Raw genomic sequence first — 16630 nt, forward strand, 5'->3', positions numbered from 1 at the left:
TTTTAAAATATACATAAACACTAAAATTAACTAATCATGGATAACACAATAATTGCAACAGGAAACCACAAACGAAATTTTTCTAAGTATGATGCATCGGGCACAGATCCAAACCGTTATGCTTCGGTATCTAACACCAAAGAGGCCGACTCTTATTTACATAAAGGCAAAAAAAGTATTATTCCCGGGCTTAGGGTTAATGTAGGCACTACAGAGCGTTTGCTTATGATAGCCGCCGGATCGTACCTGTTATACAGGGCACTTAAAAAGAAAGACAGTAAAAAGGTGGCCGAAGGCATTACTGCCGGCACCATGCTTTTTAGGGGTATTAGCGGCTACTGCCCTGCTTATGCTGCCATAAACAGTACCGATAAGCTTAAAGGCAGTAACGTAACCGCAACAGCATCGCTACATATTAATAAGCCGGTGGAGGAAGTGTATGCCGCATGGCGCAGGCTGGAAGACCATCCTGAATTTATGATGCACCTGGACAGCGTTACACCTATAGACCAATACAAATCGGACTGGGTGGCTAAAGGCCCTGCCGGGATTGGCACCGTTAAATGGACTGCCGAAATATTAATGGATGTGCCTAACGAGTTGCTAAGCTGGCACTCAATGCCGGGTTCTACCATAGATAACTCGGGTAAGGTTAAATTTATTGATAACGGAAGTGCTACCGAGATTGAAGTAACCATATCGTACCATGCACCGCTTGGAAAACCCGGCGAAGTGGTAGCCAAATGGTTTACCCCGGTATTTGAGAAAATGCTTGAAAAAGATATTCAGAATTTTAAAGAATATATTGAAACCGGCGTTTCGCCAAAAGCTTAAAAACAAAAATTAAATACAAGTACTAAAAAAGTAAGAGAGCCATTTGCATTTGCAGGTGGCTTTTTTTTGCGATGTAAATTATCAGGAGAGTTTCAGTATAAACTCGTCTAAAAAAGCAACCTGCCGCTCGTTAATAAGCAGTTTGGCCTCATCATACATAAACCAGCCGGCTTTATCTACTTCGGCAAAAGCCTTTATTTTACCCGATTTTGGCGGCCACTCTATCTCAAAAGTATTGCAGGTAATAGTTGCAGCATCAAGGTTGCCCACCGCAGCCCAGCACAACACCTGTTTGCCCGCTTTTTGAGTAATGGGCTGCAATTCTAAAAAAGGGGGTAACGGTTTATAACCCGTCTCCTCTTTAAATTCGCGCACAGCTGCATCAAGCGGCAGTTCGTCAGGCAGTAATTCGCCTTTAGGCACCGTCCACCAGCCTTCGTTCTTTTTTGCAAAAAACGGCCCGCCCGGATGCACTAAAAAGAACAGTAGTTTCCCCTCAACCTTTTTATAAAGCAATATGCCGGCACTTTGTTTCATGGGTTAGTCTTCTACAATATAATCTTTGTTAACGGCTGTAAAATAATCTACAGCAGCTTTGCCAAAACGCTCTATGGTAAAGTAATTAAAGGTACCGCCCACAACGGCCCCAATACCAAACGGTATAAGCCTGCCCAGGGCAGCCCCGCCCCTTTTAGAACCGTATTTGGTTACCAGCTTGCGGCCAATTTTCTGGTTCATGCGGTTCTTTATACGATCTGTTATATGCTGGTCAAAATGGCCTATAGAAATTTTATCTCCTTTAGAAAGGGCTGCCTTTTCGGCAACAATTACGCCCGCCCAAATGCCGAGGATAACAGTAAACTCGTCTTCAAAATCGGCCTCTATATCCTTATCATATAACAGGCCAATACCAAAGGCAAGCGATGCCATCCAGCGCAGCATGAGTAGTATATCGGCCGATGTAGCACCAACCTCAACCGCAATTTGTGCGGTAGTGCCCAACCCGGGAATAACGCCCGGCAGTGCTGTTACTACCCCAACGCCTGTATATTTATTTCGGGTACGTTTTAAATACAGTGCAGCCAACGCATGGTGCGACAGTGCCGGATTAGCATACCTAAGCACATGGATATCTTTACGGATATCGTTAAAAGTAGGCATCACCTGTTTTATAACCTTATGCAAATCCATAGTAATTATTTTACATAAAGATAAACAAATAGCATGCCCATACCCGTTAAATAAAGGCCAAACTGTGTAAGGCGGTTATTTATCAAAGTTTATATTGTCGGAGTATTTGTTAAGGTATTTTTCCAACAACTTGCCCTGCTTAAAGCTAAGCTTCCAGATAATTTTATTGGTAAGGGTATGGCACCACAGCTCTACAAAAAAATTATCTATGGCATAGAGTAATTTTTTTACGGCACCGTCTATACAGGCATCTATAAGCACGCCCTGATCCCACAAAATGCGGTATTGCTCTTCTTCATTTAGACTTTTATAATCTGCTAACTTCATTACACAAAACTACAAAATATACATTACTTTTTTAAGTAACGCGGGCAGTGCTAAATTATTATAATGTAAATATTTAACGAATTATTACAAACCTGTTAGCAAAAATTAACACTGAAAATCAAGAAATTAGCAGAAAATAAAATGCTATGAAAATCTTTTTATTACTACCCAACCTTATACTTTTTACGATATCTTATTTTAACCTAAGCGAACCCGTAGCACAGGGCCAGCAGCAAAACATTGTAGTAACCCTACTACACGTTTTTGTAATGCTTATTTGCGTGGCATTTACAACATTAATAGTAAGATCTATGTTTACGGTTAAAAATGTAGAATTAGAAGAAGAAAGACAAAATAATACAGCGCAACAGCAGCAGGTTACAGCTTAAGTAAGCAACATAACAACACACGCACAGATCCGTTTGAGGCAAAAATCACCTTAAACGGATCTGTGTGTTTATATACCAGGCCATTGTAAACACCAGGGATATACAAACAAAAAAGTCACGCTAAATAGCATGACTTTCTGTATCATTTAAAAAAAACTATAAATTATATAGCTTTTTGTTCTTTGTTTTTCTTGTAATAATGAAATGCAAAAGCAATACCAACTACTGCAAGCCAAATTAGCCTTGAGTTTATTGGGAAACCCGCTGTATCATCAGAGTCGTCGTTTTCAACAACACCATCATCTCCAACACCGTCACCGTTGTCATCACCAGGCTGAGCAAACATAACAAAATCGCCAACCAACAGGAAAGCAACCATATACCATTTTAGAAAGTTTGTCTTCATAATTTTGGGGGTTTAAATTATGTTGCAAATATAGAAGTTAATTTTGAAAAAAAAAATATTATAGAATTTTTTAATAATTAATTAAGACTTTGCACAATATCTTTAAACTATTGTTACCCAACGGCTAAATATGGCTTAAAAACAACAAAGGAAGCAAAAATTGCTTCCTTTGTTTTGTAGCGAAGACGGGAGTTGAACCCGTGACCTCAGGGTTATGAATCCTGCGCTCTAACCGACTGAGCTACCTCGCCATTTATTCGGTTATTGCATCCTTGAATGCGGGTGCAAATATATAAATTATTTTAAAGCTTCCAAATAAAATTTCACGAAAAAAATTATTTTTGGAAATACTTTTTTTTGAATGTTTATTATTATATATTTCCGAAAATTTTTACACCAATGGACGAGAAAATTAAATATGAACTGGAATTTCCGATAACTTCATCGCCCCAGCTTTTATATCAATATATATCAACACCTTCAGGTTTATCTGAATGGTTTGCTGATAATGTGAATTCGAGAGGCGAGTTCTTTACTTTTATATGGAATGATACCGAGGAAAAAGCCCGCCTATCTTCTAAAAAAAGTGGGGAGAAAGTTAAATTCAGATGGATTGATGAGGAAAATAACGACAGTGATTATTATTTTGAGCTTCGTATTCTTGTAGACGAGATTACTAAAGACGTTTCGTTAATGGTGGTAGATTTTGCCGAAGACGATGATATGGCCGAATCTAAGCAGCTTTGGGAAAACCAGGTGTCTGACCTTAAGCACGTATTAGGCTCTGTTTAGGAATTTAGTTTTATTACCTTATATTTGCCCTGAATTTTCAGGGCTTTTTTTATGATTAATTACAACGGCACCCTGGTTGCCGAAACCTCTATAGCGTTACACCAAAACAGGGCTTTTTTATACGGCGATTCTATTTTTGAAACGCTTAGGGTACTCGATAAAAAAATTCTTTTTTTAGAAGACCACTATTTCAGGCTCATGGCGTCGTTACGTATTGTGCGCATGGAAATTCCTATGGAATTTACAATGGAGTATATGGAAGAACAGGTTATACTGTTAATCAACACCCTGGAGCCTGCCGCTGCCTACAGGCCCCGTATTTCTTTTTTCAGGAAACCGGGCGGCAAATACCTGCCTACAGATAATAACTGTGAATTTATAATTACCGCAGAGCCATTAGATAATGCTTTATACAGCATTAACGAAGCCGTATATGAGGTTGAATTGTTTAAAGACTACTACGTTACCAAACAGCTTTTATCTACCCTTAAAAGTACTAATAAGATGGTGCACATTACAGGCAGCATTTTTGCCGATGAGAACGGCTATAACAATTGCCTGCTTATTAACGATGATAAAAATGTGATAGAGGCGCTACAGGGCAATTTATTTATGGTTACCGGCAATAAACTGGTTACCCCACCCCTTGCCGATGGCTGCCTTAACGGCGTTATGCGCAAACAGGTATTGGAGCTTGCCAAAAAAATTGAAGGCCTTGAAGTTACAGAGGCATCTATTTCTCCGTTTGATTTGCAAAAGGCCGATGAGCTATTTATTACAAATGTAATAATAGGCATACAGCCCATTACCAAATACAGGAAAAAGGAATTTGTAAACACCGTAGCTACAGACCTTGTAAAAAGGCTAAATGCTAAAGTACGGTTTAGTTAGCGTAAAGGTTTATATCAATTAAGTGCGGGGTTTTCTGGCGCGTTAGACCATATAAGGTACTCGCCGCCAAGTTCCATAATTTTTTCTTTCCAGAAGGATGCGCTCGATTTGCCTATAATCTTGTTGCTATAACTATTTTCTGATATTATCCAGGAGTTTTCCTCCAGCTCGTCTTCCAGTTGATGGGCGTTCCAGCCGCTGTAGCCTAAAAAGAAACGTATGTTGCTCTTTTTAATCATACCCTGGTTAATAAGCTCTTTAGTAGACTCAAAATCGCCACCCCAGTAAATACCGTTAGATATTTCTATACTGCCGGGGATAAGCTCAGGAATGTTATGTATAAAATACAAATTATCCTGTTCTACAGGGCCGCCGTTGTAAATTTTAAAGCTGCCCGTAATTTCCGGAATAAGGTCGTTAATAGTATAGCCCAAAGGTTTATTCAGGATAAAACCAATTGAGCCCTCAGAATTATGATCGGCAAGGAGCACCACCGACCTGTTGAAAGAAAGATCTCCGATTGTAGAGGGCTCTGCTATAAGCAGATGACCTTTTTGGGGTTTTATTGAAATCATCTTCTTGCAATTTGTAATAAATTTAGCCAAAAAATAGCGACCACCAAAAATTTTCACAAAGTTTTAAAAAAAAAGCCCCTCTTTAAAAAGAAGGGCTTTTCATATTATTCCGCAACAATTAATTATTTAGTGTTTACGTGACCGTCAAGCTCTGCTCCCGGTTTAAATTTCACTACATTTTTAGCCGCGATGCTGATTGATTTACCCGTTTGAGGATTTCTACCTTCTCTTGCAGCCCTGCTTGATACAGAAAATGAGCCAAAACCAACAAGTGAAACTCTGCCACCTTTGTTTAGCGCACCACTAACGTTCTCTACAAAAGACTCTAATGCCTTTTTAGCTGCACCTTTAGAAATTCCTGCATCGGCAGCCATTGCGTCGATTAATTCTGATTTGTTCATAATAATTGTTATTAATTGTTTGGTTAAAATTATGTTTTTTCAATTCCTGTTCTACAAATTTAATAGGAATTACAAACTACGCAAGTAATTAATGCACAATTCATTTTAATTGTTGATAACTTTTTCCAAAATGTTAATATTGACGCTTGTTTTATCGGAATCTTGTAAAAAGCGAGTAAAATAAGGGCTTTAAAACATTATTGCTTCAATTGTAAACGCCATTCCGTTAAGCAGTTCCTGCGCAGCCATTTTTTTCTTGCCGGGCATTTGCAGGCTTTTTATCTGGATAAAACCGTCTACGGCCGCCACCTTAATTTCTTTTTTAGTAGCAACAATTGTACCCGTTGCCAAATCATGATTTTCGGGTGTAAAAATAGTTTCATAAATCTTTACATTATATTCCTGCCCGCTGTCTTTTAAAAAGCACCACGCTGCCGGATACGGGCTAAGGCCACGCACAAGGTTAAAAATCTCCTTGCCCGGCTTTTGCCAGTCTATCTTGCAATTATCTTTATTAAGCTTATAGGCCGTTTTAACATCATCATCGGCAGGTTGCACCGTAGTGGTAGCATTGCCGCCTTCTATAAGTGCAAGGGTTTTAATAACAGTATCTTTACCAAGATCCATCAAACGGTCGTGCAACGCTCCGGCAGACTCCTCTGCTCCTATCTCTGTTTCTGCCTTTAATATCATGGCGCCGGTATCTATCTTATCATCAATAAAAAAGGTAGTAACCCCGGTTTTTTCTTCGCCGTTAATAACCGCCCAGTTAATTGGGGCAGCCCCCCTGTATTGCGGCAGTAACGATGCGTGAAGGTTAAACGTACCCAGCTTAGGCATTTTCCACACGGCTTCGGGTAGCATTCTAAAGGCCACTACCACCTGCAGGTTAGCATTAAGCGCTTTAAGGTCGGCTAAAAAAGCCTCATCTTTAAGGTTGGTAGGCTGCAATAAGTTTAGCCCTTTTTCTAAAGCATATTCTTTAACTGCCGAAAATTTTACTTTTTGCCCACGGCCGGCAGGTTTATCGGCAGCGGTAATAACCCCTACCACATTATAATTTCTTTGGTATATAGCATCAAGTATACCCACGGCAAACTCCGGGGTACCCATAAAAACTATTCTTAACTGTTCCATTTACGTAACTGTATATTGGTTGTATGCGTTTATTTTTATCTTATCGTTTTCCAGCAATAGCTCCAGGGCAAAAATAGTTTCCTGCGCCGTAAGCTCCAGCTTGGTTTCTATATCGCGCGAATTTAAGTCGGCCTCCTTTAATAGTTCTATTATTGCAGTAGCAATTTCCACAGGGCTTTTGGGCTGCCTTTTTTTAGCAACACAGTAGGAGCAAATACCGCAATCTGCCGTGGTAACCTCATCAAAATACTCCAGTATCAGCCTGCTTTTACAGCGGGAATCATCAGTAGCATAATGCACAACGCTATTAAACTGCCCAACTTTTATAAGGTTTTGCTGCTCTAAAAATTTAGACACCCTGTTAATTGTGTGCTCGTCTTCGCGAACCTCGTTAAAGGCCAGGCTACTGTCGTTACCCAAAGTGCGTAACGAAATTACCCCTTTTTGCTCTAATTTATGCAACATACCTATTAAATCGGCTTCCGATATTTTGGCTGCCCGCGTAATAAGGCTGGTATTAAGGGCGGTTTCCATCTCAAAAATACCTGTGTAGTTGCGCAGTATGGTAAGTATGGCTTCTTCATCGCCCGGATTAAGGCTTACGTACCGTACCACCTCTTTGCTGGGTATTATAAATTGTATGTGTACTTTTTCTGTAAATTCTTTAGACATAGTTAAGATGCCCTGCCTGTCTAAAAACTGTAAGGCGTTGAATGTTTTAACGGCGGGGAATTTATACTTATGGCAAAAGTCGTTAAAATTAAACGGGTACACCTGGTCCATACCCTCGCCATAGGCAATTTGCAGAAAAGTGTTTAACTTAAGATACACCTCTTTTAAAAATTTCTTATCGGGCAATACCTCTATAAACTGGCTTTGGGTAGCCTTAATATCCGATTTTGTTGCCAGCAGCACCGCATAAGCTTTTTGGCCGTTACGCCCTGCCCTGCCCGCTTCCTGATAGTAATTCTCTATATTTTCGGGCAGCTGAATGTGCAGCACCGTTCTAACATTAGGCTTATCTATACCCATGCCAAAGGCGTTGGTAGCCACTATTACCTGAACCCTGTCTTTTATCCAGGCTTCCATGTTGGCCGACTTTTCTTTTTCTTTGAGTCCTCCGTGGTAAAAAGTAGCCGTAAAACCAAGCGATTGCAACTGGCTGGATACATCGTGGCACGACCTCCTGTTGCGCACGTATATAATAGATGGGCCGGGGTTTTTGGTGAGTATCTGCTGCAGGCGGTACAGCTTATCCTCCGTCTCAAAAACCATGTAGGCAATATTTTCTCTGGCGAATGATTTTTTATAGATAACCGGGTCTGTTAGCCCCAATTGGGTAACAATATCTTTTTGCACACGCTCTGTTGCAGATGCCGTTAGTGCTAAAAACGGCACTTGCGGCAGGTGTTTTTTTAATGCCGATATCTTTAAGTACGCCGGCCTGAAATCGTGCCCCCATTGCGATACGCAGTGCGCCTCGTCTACCGCTACAAGGCTTATGGGCAACGCCGCAATACGGTCTACTATCCAGTCGGCCTGCAGGCGTTCCGGACTTAGGTATAAAAATTTATAGTTGCCAAAGCGGCAGTTATCCAGCAGGTCGCTTATTTCGTTAACCGAAAGGCTTCCCGTTAAGGCAATGGCTTTTATGTTGCGCTTTTCGAGGTTTTGCACCTGGTCTTTCATTAGCGCCACCAAGGGCGATATTACAAGGCACAAACCATCCTTAATCATGGCCGGCACCTGAAAGCAGATCGATTTACCCCCACCGGTTGGCATGAGCGCAAAGGCATCGTTACCCTCTAAAACCGTTTGGATAATTTTATCCTGCGGATCGCGAAAGCTGTCGTGCTGCCAGTATTTTTTAAGAATATCGAGCGCCTGCTGCATGGTGTTAGGTTAGGTTGTTTAAAATAAAGGCTACCCTGTTTTGGGGTGTATCCTGCGGTACTGTTATTAAATTATAGCCGTAGCCGGTGTATGTCTCCTTTAAATGATGGGCAATAAGCACGGCCTGTTCGTAATTTTCGTAACGGGCATCATCGGGCGTATAAATGGCTTCCCACGGCGGTAAATAAAATATTTTACTATATACGTAATCTTTGCACGCCTGGTCGAAACCCGATGGATAAGAATCGCCAATGTAATGCATATACGCCAGCACATCGGGTATGCCGCGGTCTATAAACACAACGGGGGCGGCATCGGCCACGGCGTTAGTGTATTGTTTTATGCGGCCTTCTAACAAAAGCTCGCTAAATAACAAGGGCTGCTCTAAAAAAAGCTGCTCGATGCCCTGCTGCCGCGCCTGTAGGGTTACCTCGCGCGAAACCTCGGGGTAGCAGGTGTATCCGCTCTGGGTAAGTGCTTCTATAACTGTGGTTTTACCCGATCCGGGTCCGCCGATTATTACAATAATGGTATTACTCACGTGTTTTTAATAATCTGTAAATTTAAACAAAGATTATTTAAGGTAAAACAAGAACATTTTATATCTTTATCGGTAAATATTTACGAATTATAAAAAACATATCTTAAAAATATCAAAATACATTTAATACTTTGTTAAACAATTTTTATTAACGGGATGCGTTATTTAATTTTGCACTATAAATGAAATTGAGCTATGAAAAAACAGTCATCACTTGCCGGAAAAAGGTATGCAAATTACCAAACGTCTTTTAACCGTAAAGACACCATTATTAAACTTTTAGAAATAGCAGCCGCCAGTATTATAGTTATTATGATATGTGCAGGCCTGTATGATGCATACAACAACTAAATGGTTTAGTTGTTTACACCTAAGCGCGATATATTCGCGCTTTTTTTATGCCCTGATTTTAGCAGCTACCTAAAATAAGCAGGGCTTTTGCCCAATACCAGTTTTATTATCGCTACCTTTACCTAAATACTTAAAAATGATAAAGTTTAGCATTAACGACGAGGTTTACCAGGCCGGTAAATTTGGTTTAAGAACGGCACTTACAGTATGGAAAATAAACCACAACACCGATGGTTCTGTTACCTATACCTGTTCTGCCAACAAAGGCCGCGACGAAGCTGTTTACACCGATAAAGAAGTGTACTACCTTGCCGACCTGTACTAAATAACTACCGCACAAATTATAATTAATCCCCATCAATATTTTTTGATGGGGATTTTTATTTGATGCCTATCCTAATCCTCCCAACCGCAAATGGTTTTGCCCTGGTTTTTGGCTTCAGATAATTTTACCTTACCAATCTCGGCCTTGCAGTTAGACAGCCCACGGCAACTTTCTGTTAAATGATATTTTTTTGCGCCGGTGCTCTTGCAGATGTATACATCGCTATCTACAACGGTAAACGATGTTAGCGGGATAAAGAATAATAACAGGAGTAGTCTTTTCATAACTTTAATTTTTTCCGCCTTTAGATTTGCGGTCTTCAGAGTCTTTGGAAATTTTTTCCCAGGCCTCTGTAGTCATTACAAAAAACTCTTCCTTATTACAATCCCATATAGAAATGTACTTTTTAGAAATAACATAATGCTGTTGCCAATGCGTATATTGGGCATATAAAAGCAATGTACAAATATCTGTAGCTGTAGGCAGGTAGCCCGTTTCTTTGGTGTGGTTATGTATTGTACTTATCTCACCCTCATTGTCGGTATAGTTAATGGGTATAATATTTTTATGAAGTACCTTTTTAGATTTAATTGCATTGTTCTTATCAAACTCAACTAAATAATCGTTACCAAAAATTACAACACCTGTTGCACTTGGGCCGGTTAACATGTATACCTTTTTTTTGTTGTTATGTATAATGGGTATTAAGTTAAGGCTTGTATTTTTATAGTGCTTAAAAAGTGTATCGGTTCTAACTTCGGCAAGTGCTTTTTGCCTTATTGTATACAGGTCGCTTTCTAAGGGCGTCAATTTTCTGCTTACCGTATCAGTTTTAGAAGCCTCAATTACAAAGCCGTCATCAAACAAAATGGTTGCCAGTACATTGGGGCTGGCCTGATTGTCTACAAACACACATTTATGCTGATTACCTTGCGAATACGAAAAGTAACCACCCATCTTCTCCCTCTTTTCCGGAAATTTTGCCATAAATATATCGGTGCCACTCCACGATGCCCTTTCAGAGTTATAAAGCAGCTTGGCTTCTTTCATAATTTCCTGTTTCTCTTTTTCCTGGCAAAATGCGGGCAGGGTTAGCAATGCCGTTGCAAATAATAGTAATTGTTTTATCATAAATATTGTAGGGTTTGCACCAAATATATAAAAATTAACCACTTACAAAACATCCACACAAAAACAAAACCCTTAACCGCAATGGCTAAGGGTTAGTGTAATACTTTATAGAACAGTTTTTAAAATTCTCCTTCCGGTTCGGCATAGCCGCTTATAGGGTGGTTGTCTTCCTGGTCGCTTCCTTCAAGCTTAACAAGCTTATTGTAAATGCCCAGTAGCAAAAATGGTGCTGCCCACTGGCCTACAAAAAGTGCGCTGTGTTTTTGGTTGGCAATTTTTAATCCGGCCGATACTGCCATTGAGCCTAATGCTGCCCACAGAAATACATCGGATGGAATTTTTGCAGTTTGTTTTTCGATCGCTTTTGCGGTTTTACCTTCAGAATGGTCGTTGTTTTCGAATGACATAATGTTACTTTTTTAGTTTATAATTCCTTTTTTAGTTAGGACTTACAGTAAAGGTAACGAGCCTGATAATAAACAATTTATACCATTATGTTAATTAGTTATAAGATTACGTTAAACTAAAAAAGCTGCCTTACAGGGCAGCTTTTTTAGAGTATTAAATTGTGTTAACTACTTAGTTACACGCGTAAATATCATAGCATCGGGCGTATCAAAATTGGTTGGCCTAACCGAATCGTACCCTATAAGCACCTTCATCTGGTTATCGCCCATTACCTTAAAAATGCCTTTAAGCACTTTTCTTTCGCCGGTAGAAATATTGGTAATAACAATGTCCAGCTCATCGGGCTCTTTGGTATAATCAACTTTATAAGTCATGCTGCCTTTAAATCCTTTTACATCAAACTCTTTACCACCCATAACATCTTTGCCTTTTTGCATAATGGCATAGCCATCTTTATCAAAATCCAGAATAATTGCTATACCGTCTTCGGTGGCTTTCCATTTGCCTACAATATTAAAAGGGGCAGTGGGCGGCAGGGTAAACGACGGTAACGTGGTGGCTATTAATAATAGGAGTAAAAATCTTTTCATAACGTGGGAGTTTTAGCAGTTTGTACACAAATATAAAATTATTCTTTAACTACACCTAAATGGTATTTGGTTAACTTTACATTTCTTAATTAAATGTATATGAAAACCGCTTATTTACTACTACCCCTACTTGCTTTATTTTTAGGATGCAGCCCTGCCGCTACCAATACCCCTCCTGCTACTTTTGATGCTTCATCTAACAAAGGCCTTGCTATTGGCACACTTACTTTTGAAGCCGATGTACCCGTTAACGATATTTACCGCTTTTTTTACGAAGCGCAAAGCGGCGATAAATCTTTTAAAAAACAAAACTCGGGTAAAATTGTTATAAAGGCACGCGAAAATAACACCAGTGCTTTTAATGGCGACTTTAATAATAAAAAGACCTACCTTATTGTTTTAGAGCGCGACCCGGGCAATTACGCTTTTACGCAATACAGCTTTTTAGACCATATTGGCTCTAACGGAATGGTTAGCGACAGCAAAAAATTCGGGATTCCTTTCGAGGTTAAAAAAGGTGAGATTACATATTTTGGTGAGTTGAGCTACCTGGACCAGGCTCAAAAAGGCACACCACGCATTTATGTTGCAGGATACAAAGACAGGGATATTGCCGAATTTAAGAGAAAATTCCCGTCAATAGACTGGGATAAAGCCATAGACCGCACCCCAAAAACAGGAAATAATGGCGAAGGAATTATAGATTTTAGGTAATTTGTAAGATTTGCCGTTCATAACCATAACTCTCTCATTTGCACAACGTTTTATCATAAAATAAATATCTTACAGGCAAAAATGTTAAGCTTACTGCTTATTTTATAGGTTATTAAGAAATAATCAATTAATATATCCTTATATTTTAACAAGAATTTATACAATATATGCCGTGATACAAGCATATAAATGTTAAATTGTCAATTTTTAACATTTTTAACTATACATTATTCAGTTTTTTCGTCTACTTTTATCCTACTTAAACCCTTAATAATTATGGAGAAAATTACCCTAGACGCAATGCGTAACTTTATTCTCGAAAATGAATTGACTGACAGTGTAGCAATTACATTACATCCAGACAGTTTTGACGACCTGGTAATGGATTACCTGGACACCAATGGCAACCAGATTGAGCGTCCGTTCGAAATTTTAGGTATCGAGATCCTGCAGGACACTACAGGCAGCGTACCTCAAAACAAGGTAAATGTTCTTGATGCAGTTGAGTAGTTTTCAAACAAACATCTTACAACAAAAAACAATCCCGTAACGCTACTGCCTTACGGGATTTTTGTTTTAATTAGTTTAGATTTCACAGAGCTCTGTGGTATAGTTACTTTATTAAAGCCCTGTTACCTGTGCCAGCAATGCCTCATAGCTAACACTTTCCTGGTTGCCTGATTGTAAATTCTTTAATGTAAATTTATTATTGATAATTTCTTCATCACCGGTTAGTACCGCAAAAGGTATGGCCCTTTTATCGGCATGCTGAAACTGCTTGCCTATCTTGGCGGCATCAGGGTATAGCTCGGCTTTAATACCGGCTTCCCTTAGCTTTTTAATGGTTTTAAGTGCATACAGTGCTTCCTTGTCGCCAAAGTTTATAAAGAGCACCTTAACGCCATCGGTAACCGTTTCAGGAAACAAGCCTAACTCTTCTAAAACAAGATAGATCCTGTCCAGACCGAAAGAGATACCTACGCCACTCATATTCTTAAGCCCAAAAATGCCGGTAAGATCGTCATAACGGCCACCGCCACCAATAGAGCCCATAGCCACACCCGCAGGGGCAGCTACCTCAAATATCGCACCGGTGTAATAATTAAGGCCGCGAGCAAGGGTAACATCAAGGTCCAGCAGGCTTTCGGCCAGGCCAAGCTCGGCTACATTCTCGCAAATAAAACGCAGCTCGTTAACCCCTTTTTTACCTTCTTCAGATGTTGCCAGTAAATCGTCCAGCTTATCAAGTTTTTCGGCAATACTACCGGTAAAGTTAAATAACGGCTGTACTTTTTCAATCGCTTCGGGCGTAATGCCTTTGGCTTCCATTTCGCGTTTAACGCCGTCTTCGCCAATTTTATCCAGCTTATCTAACGCAACAGTAAAGTCTATCAGTTTATCTTTAGCACCAATAACCTCAGCAATACCGCTAAGCACCTTACGGTTGTTTATTTTTATGGTAGCACCCACTAAGCCAAGGGTGCTAAAAACCTTATCATAAAGCTGCACCAGCTCTACCTCCTGCCATAACGATGTAGAACCTACCACATCGGCATCGCACTGGTAAAACTCGCGGAAACGCCCTTTCTGTGGGTTATCGGCACGCCAAACCGGCTGTATCTGGTAACGCTTAAAAGGGAAAGTAATATCGTTCTGGTGCTGCACTACATAGCGCGCAAAAGGCACGGTAAGGTCGTAACGCAGGGCTTTTTCAGATATTTTTGGAGTAAGTTTTTTCGAATCAAACTCGAAAACTTCTGATAACAGAACATCTAAGAATCCAAAATTTAAAATCTCATCCACAGTTTGAGCTTCCAGAAAATTAGCCTGTAACTGAGGCTCGTTTAATAAATCAATATAAGTCTTTTTAATTGATTTGCTAACAAATAATCTTTTTTCAACCTCAGAGATTTCTCCTGAGATACTAAAGTTTTCAATTCCTTGATTATTCCTATCGTCGATAATGTTTTGTAAATCCAGTACAATCTTACCAAATTCATTAATCAATTCTAAAGAAGAAGAAAAATAATCGCCACTGTTTAGTATCTTAAAAATAAGGCGGTCGCCCTCTTCGCCATACTTACCCATAAGGGTATCAGAATTTTCAAAGCTTGGCGTTTCTATAGGCTGGAAACCAAACGACTCAAAATGATGCTTTATCGCCCCTGTTATGTATTGACGCTTAGCCACCTCTATGGGTGAAAAATCTCTTGTGCCTCTTGGAATTCCCGGTTTTGCCATCTTGTTTTTTAATTTAGAGTGCAAATATACGTATTGGGTTTTTAGAATTCAGATTTTAGAATTCAGATTTCAGATTGATGACCGGAGATTTTGAAGTTGCTTTTGGAATTTGAGATTTATTATTTAATGTGTAACATAAAGCTGCCAATTTATACTAATTGTTTAATTTAGTTGCCATAAACCAAACTGCATGTTTAAACTGTTTAGGGAAAATACCCGAATTGCATTCAGCTCCATCCGCAGCCAGATGCTGCGTACCATATTAACCGTTATTATTATTGGCCTGGGCATTTTTGCCTTGGTGGGTATTTTAGCGGCTGTTGCATTTTTAGAAGGCACAGTTACAAGCAATTTTGCAGGTATGGGGGCCAATGCTTTTTCTATTAGCCGCTACGATTTTTCTGAGCAGGTGGGCCGCCAAAACAATGCCGATACCCGTGTTAACCCGGTTATAAGCTATCCGCAGGCGCAGCAGTTTCAGCAAAAATATAACTTTCCGGGAGCAGAGACGTCGTTGTCTTTTACCGCAGCCGGCAATGCCGAGGTTAAGTTTAACGACAAAAAAACCGACCCAGAGGTTACTGTTCTTGGTGCCGACCAGTACTATTTACCCAATTCCGGACTCGAAACGGTTAAAGGGCGCAATTTTACCAGTTTTGATATTATAAATAACAATTATGTTTGTGTTATAGGCTCTGATTTTGAGAAAGGCATCTTAAAAGATGTAGACCCTATTGGCCAAACACTGTCTATTCGCGGCGCGCGCTTTAAAATTGTTGGTGTGCTTAAAGCCCGTGGCTCTACATTTGGAAACCGCCAGGACCTTAACCTTATGATACCCATTCAGCTGGCGCGATCTTTATTTTCTGCACCAAATATAGATTACAGTATTAAAGTGAGCATTGCCAACAGCGACTTTTTAGATGGCGCCGTAGACGAGGCCATACTTACCATGCGCCGCGTTAGGAAACTAAGCCCAACGGTATCAGAAAATTTTGGTATTGAGCGCAGCGATGAGTTATTGGAATCGTTAAGATCTGAAACCGATACGCTTAACGTTGCTGCATGGGTAATTGGTATTATAACCGTTTTTGGATCGTCTATTGCACTAATGAACATCATGCTGGTATCTGTAACCGAGCGTACCCGCGAAATTGGCGTGCGTAAATCGCTTGGCGCGAAGAAAAGTACCATTGCCATGCAGTTTTTTACCGAAACGCTTATCATCAGCTTTATTGGCGGTGCTTTAGGAATATTTTTAGGGATAATGGTGGGCGTAATACTTTCAGCGGTAAGTGGGTCAGAATTTTTCACACCGTGGGTGGCTGTTTTTGCAGCCCTCATTACCATCATGATAGTAACCTTATTCTCGGGTTCTTATCCGGCCGTAAAAGCCGCAGCACTGGATCCGGTAGAGGCTTTGCGCTACGAATAGCTTTGGTTGTGGGTTGCGGGTTTTGAGTTAAGCGTTTCGGGATCGAACTGAACTCTAA

General features: G+C 40.0%; 23 protein-coding genes and 1 tRNA gene. 9 read left to right on the forward strand and 15 right to left on the reverse strand.

Translation table 11 applies throughout. The features are described from left to right. The first annotated feature begins 36 nt into the window (after positions 1 to 36). Positions 37 to 834, forward strand: a complete 798-nt coding sequence (locus G509_RS0103220) for an SRPBCC family protein (protein WP_081663232.1) — start codon at positions 37 to 39, stop codon at positions 832 to 834. Between the two features lie 81 nt (positions 835 to 915). Here the strand turns inward: G509_RS0103220 and G509_RS0103225 are convergent, their stop codons facing one another. The 3 genes from G509_RS0103225 to G509_RS0103240 form a co-directional block, all read right to left on the reverse strand. Further along, the gene (locus G509_RS0103225) at positions 916 to 1371 is read right to left on the reverse strand and encodes an NUDIX hydrolase (RefSeq protein ID WP_026990208.1); all 456 of its coding nucleotides are present in this window, start codon (positions 1369 to 1371) and stop codon (positions 916 to 918) included. Positions 1372 to 1374: 3 nt separating this feature from the next. Beyond that, positions 1375 to 2025: a hypothetical protein gene (locus G509_RS0103230; RefSeq protein WP_026990209.1), complete on the reverse strand. Its 651-nt coding sequence runs from the start codon at positions 2023 to 2025 to the stop codon at positions 1375 to 1377. A 75-nt stretch (positions 2026 to 2100) separates the two neighbouring features. Then, complete coding sequence (locus G509_RS0103240; RefSeq protein WP_026990210.1) at positions 2101 to 2352, reverse strand: hypothetical protein; 252 nt, start codon at positions 2350 to 2352, stop codon at positions 2101 to 2103. Between the two features lie 146 nt (positions 2353 to 2498). Here G509_RS0103240 and G509_RS0103245 point away from each other — a divergent pair, with 146 nt between their 5' ends. After that, entirely contained in the window at positions 2499 to 2741 is a 243-nt protein-coding gene (locus G509_RS0103245) for a hypothetical protein (RefSeq protein WP_026990211.1), read from the forward strand. A 163-nt stretch (positions 2742 to 2904) separates the two neighbouring features. Here G509_RS0103245 and G509_RS0103250 read toward each other — a convergent pair whose 3' ends face one another. Continuing rightward, positions 2905 to 3147: a hypothetical protein gene (locus G509_RS0103250; RefSeq protein ID WP_026990212.1), complete on the reverse strand. Its 243-nt coding sequence runs from the start codon at positions 3145 to 3147 to the stop codon at positions 2905 to 2907. Positions 3148 to 3324: 177 nt separating this feature from the next. Further along, a tRNA-Met gene (locus G509_RS0103255) sits at positions 3325 to 3398 on the reverse strand. Between the two features lie 148 nt (positions 3399 to 3546). Here G509_RS0103255 and G509_RS0103260 point away from each other — a divergent pair. Both G509_RS0103260 and G509_RS0103265 read left to right on the forward strand, forming a co-directional pair. Further along, entirely contained in the window at positions 3547 to 3939 is a 393-nt protein-coding gene (locus tag G509_RS0103260; RefSeq protein ID WP_026990213.1) for an START-like domain-containing protein, read from the forward strand. A gap of 51 nt (positions 3940 to 3990) precedes the next feature. Then, complete coding sequence (locus tag G509_RS0103265) at positions 3991 to 4830, forward strand: aminotransferase class IV (RefSeq protein ID WP_026990214.1); 840 nt, start codon at positions 3991 to 3993, stop codon at positions 4828 to 4830. Positions 4831 to 4844: 14 nt separating this feature from the next. On the opposite strand, the gene G509_RS0103270 is transcribed toward G509_RS0103265, so the two are convergent. From G509_RS0103270 to G509_RS0103290, 5 genes are all read right to left on the reverse strand, one after another. Next, entirely contained in the window at positions 4845 to 5405 is a 561-nt protein-coding gene (locus G509_RS0103270; protein WP_026990215.1) for a YqgE/AlgH family protein, read from the reverse strand. Positions 5406 to 5527: 122 nt separating this feature from the next. Next, on the reverse strand, positions 5528 to 5806 hold the full coding sequence (locus G509_RS0103275) for an HU family DNA-binding protein (protein ID WP_026990216.1): 279 nt from the start codon (positions 5804 to 5806) through the stop codon (positions 5528 to 5530). Positions 5807 to 5995: 189 nt separating this feature from the next. Continuing rightward, positions 5996 to 6943 (reverse strand): methionyl-tRNA formyltransferase, encoded by a 948-nt coding sequence (gene fmt, locus G509_RS0103280; protein ID WP_026990217.1) that lies wholly within the window; start codon positions 6941 to 6943, stop codon positions 5996 to 5998. Continuing rightward, positions 6944 to 8836: a RecQ family ATP-dependent DNA helicase gene (locus tag G509_RS0103285; protein ID WP_026990218.1), complete on the reverse strand. Its 1893-nt coding sequence runs from the start codon at positions 8834 to 8836 to the stop codon at positions 6944 to 6946. It lies immediately after the preceding gene. Between the two features lie 4 nt (positions 8837 to 8840). Continuing rightward, complete coding sequence (locus G509_RS0103290) at positions 8841 to 9377, reverse strand: AAA family ATPase (RefSeq protein ID WP_026990219.1); 537 nt, start codon at positions 9375 to 9377, stop codon at positions 8841 to 8843. 195 nt (positions 9378 to 9572) lie between these two features. On the opposite strand from G509_RS0103290, the gene G509_RS23260 reads away from it, so the two are divergent. Together G509_RS23260 and G509_RS0103300 are read left to right on the forward strand one after the other, a co-directional pair. After that, a complete protein-coding gene (locus G509_RS23260; protein WP_154657760.1) occupies positions 9573 to 9728 on the forward strand; it encodes a hypothetical protein in 156 nt (51 codons plus the stop codon). Between the two features lie 136 nt (positions 9729 to 9864). Further along, positions 9865 to 10053 (forward strand): hypothetical protein, encoded by a 189-nt coding sequence (locus G509_RS0103300; protein WP_026990220.1) that lies wholly within the window; start codon positions 9865 to 9867, stop codon positions 10051 to 10053. Positions 10054 to 10124: 71 nt separating this feature from the next. Here G509_RS0103300 and G509_RS0103305 read toward each other — a convergent pair whose 3' ends face one another. The 4 genes from G509_RS0103305 to G509_RS0103320 form a co-directional block, all read right to left on the reverse strand. Beyond that, entirely contained in the window at positions 10125 to 10337 is a 213-nt protein-coding gene (locus G509_RS0103305) for a hypothetical protein (RefSeq protein ID WP_026990221.1), read from the reverse strand. Between the two features lie 4 nt (positions 10338 to 10341). Further along, complete coding sequence (locus tag G509_RS0103310; RefSeq protein WP_026990222.1) at positions 10342 to 11184, reverse strand: hypothetical protein; 843 nt, start codon at positions 11182 to 11184, stop codon at positions 10342 to 10344. A 119-nt stretch (positions 11185 to 11303) separates the two neighbouring features. Next, a complete protein-coding gene (locus G509_RS21390) occupies positions 11304 to 11591 on the reverse strand; it encodes a hypothetical protein (RefSeq protein ID WP_051199923.1) in 288 nt (95 codons plus the stop codon). Between the two features lie 168 nt (positions 11592 to 11759). Then, positions 11760 to 12182: a hypothetical protein gene (locus tag G509_RS0103320; RefSeq protein ID WP_026990223.1), complete on the reverse strand. Its 423-nt coding sequence runs from the start codon at positions 12180 to 12182 to the stop codon at positions 11760 to 11762. A gap of 99 nt (positions 12183 to 12281) precedes the next feature. Between G509_RS0103320 and G509_RS0103325 the strand changes: the two genes are divergently transcribed. Together G509_RS0103325 and G509_RS0103330 are read left to right on the forward strand one after the other, a co-directional pair. Beyond that, the gene (locus tag G509_RS0103325; RefSeq protein WP_026990224.1) at positions 12282 to 12896 is read left to right on the forward strand and encodes a hypothetical protein; all 615 of its coding nucleotides are present in this window, start codon (positions 12282 to 12284) and stop codon (positions 12894 to 12896) included. Between the two features lie 276 nt (positions 12897 to 13172). After that, entirely contained in the window at positions 13173 to 13406 is a 234-nt protein-coding gene (locus tag G509_RS0103330) for a hypothetical protein (RefSeq protein WP_026990225.1), read from the forward strand. Positions 13407 to 13517: 111 nt separating this feature from the next. Here the strand turns inward: G509_RS0103330 and hisS are convergent, their stop codons facing one another. Next, a complete protein-coding gene (gene hisS, locus G509_RS0103335) occupies positions 13518 to 15137 on the reverse strand; it encodes a histidine--tRNA ligase (RefSeq protein ID WP_026990226.1) in 1620 nt (539 codons plus the stop codon). Positions 15138 to 15327: 190 nt separating this feature from the next. Here hisS and G509_RS0103340 point away from each other — a divergent pair, with 190 nt between their 5' ends. Continuing rightward, positions 15328 to 16572 carry an ABC transporter permease gene (locus tag G509_RS0103340; protein WP_026990227.1) on the forward strand — a complete coding sequence of 415 codons (1245 nt, stop codon included), beginning with the start codon at positions 15328 to 15330 and terminating at the stop codon, positions 16570 to 16572. Positions 16573 to 16630 lie beyond the last annotated feature (58 nt).

It is taken from the genome of Flavobacterium subsaxonicum WB 4.1-42 = DSM 21790 (assembly GCF_000422725.1).
Classification (GTDB): Bacteria; Bacteroidota; Bacteroidia; order Flavobacteriales; family Flavobacteriaceae; genus Flavobacterium; species Flavobacterium subsaxonicum.

Coding starts and splice junctions, on each gene's coding strand:
- G509_RS0103220 (WP_081663232.1), top strand. CDS start 37: ATGGATAACACAATAATTGCAACAGGAAACCACAAACGAAATTTTTCT.
- G509_RS0103225 (WP_026990208.1), bottom strand. CDS start 1,371: ATGAAACAAAGTGCCGGCATATTGCTTTATAAAAAGGTTGAGGGGAAA.
- G509_RS0103230 (WP_026990209.1), bottom strand. CDS start 2,025: ATGGATTTGCATAAGGTTATAAAACAGGTGATGCCTACTTTTAACGAT.
- G509_RS0103240 (WP_026990210.1), bottom strand. CDS start 2,352: ATGAAGTTAGCAGATTATAAAAGTCTAAATGAAGAAGAGCAATACCGC.
- G509_RS0103245 (WP_026990211.1), top strand. CDS start 2,499: ATGAAAATCTTTTTATTACTACCCAACCTTATACTTTTTACGATATCT.
- G509_RS0103250 (WP_026990212.1), bottom strand. CDS start 3,147: ATGAAGACAAACTTTCTAAAATGGTATATGGTTGCTTTCCTGTTGGTT.
- G509_RS0103260 (WP_026990213.1), top strand. CDS start 3,547: ATGGACGAGAAAATTAAATATGAACTGGAATTTCCGATAACTTCATCG.
- G509_RS0103265 (WP_026990214.1), top strand. CDS start 3,991: ATGATTAATTACAACGGCACCCTGGTTGCCGAAACCTCTATAGCGTTA.
- G509_RS0103270 (WP_026990215.1), bottom strand. CDS start 5,405: ATGATTTCAATAAAACCCCAAAAAGGTCATCTGCTTATAGCAGAGCCC.
- G509_RS0103275 (WP_026990216.1), bottom strand. CDS start 5,806: ATGAACAAATCAGAATTAATCGACGCAATGGCTGCCGATGCAGGAATT.
- fmt (WP_026990217.1), bottom strand. CDS start 6,943: ATGGAACAGTTAAGAATAGTTTTTATGGGTACCCCGGAGTTTGCCGTG.
- G509_RS0103285 (WP_026990218.1), bottom strand. CDS start 8,836: ATGCAGCAGGCGCTCGATATTCTTAAAAAATACTGGCAGCACGACAGC.
- G509_RS23260 (WP_154657760.1), top strand. CDS start 9,573: ATGAAAAAACAGTCATCACTTGCCGGAAAAAGGTATGCAAATTACCAA.
- G509_RS0103300 (WP_026990220.1), top strand. CDS start 9,865: ATGATAAAGTTTAGCATTAACGACGAGGTTTACCAGGCCGGTAAATTT.
- G509_RS0103305 (WP_026990221.1), bottom strand. CDS start 10,337: ATGAAAAGACTACTCCTGTTATTATTCTTTATCCCGCTAACATCGTTT.
- G509_RS0103310 (WP_026990222.1), bottom strand. CDS start 11,184: ATGATAAAACAATTACTATTATTTGCAACGGCATTGCTAACCCTGCCC.
- G509_RS21390 (WP_051199923.1), bottom strand. CDS start 11,591: ATGTCATTCGAAAACAACGACCATTCTGAAGGTAAAACCGCAAAAGCG.
- G509_RS0103320 (WP_026990223.1), bottom strand. CDS start 12,182: ATGAAAAGATTTTTACTCCTATTATTAATAGCCACCACGTTACCGTCG.
- G509_RS0103325 (WP_026990224.1), top strand. CDS start 12,282: ATGAAAACCGCTTATTTACTACTACCCCTACTTGCTTTATTTTTAGGA.
- G509_RS0103330 (WP_026990225.1), top strand. CDS start 13,173: ATGGAGAAAATTACCCTAGACGCAATGCGTAACTTTATTCTCGAAAAT.
- hisS (WP_026990226.1), bottom strand. CDS start 15,137: ATGGCAAAACCGGGAATTCCAAGAGGCACAAGAGATTTTTCACCCATA.
- G509_RS0103340 (WP_026990227.1), top strand. CDS start 15,328: ATGTTTAAACTGTTTAGGGAAAATACCCGAATTGCATTCAGCTCCATC.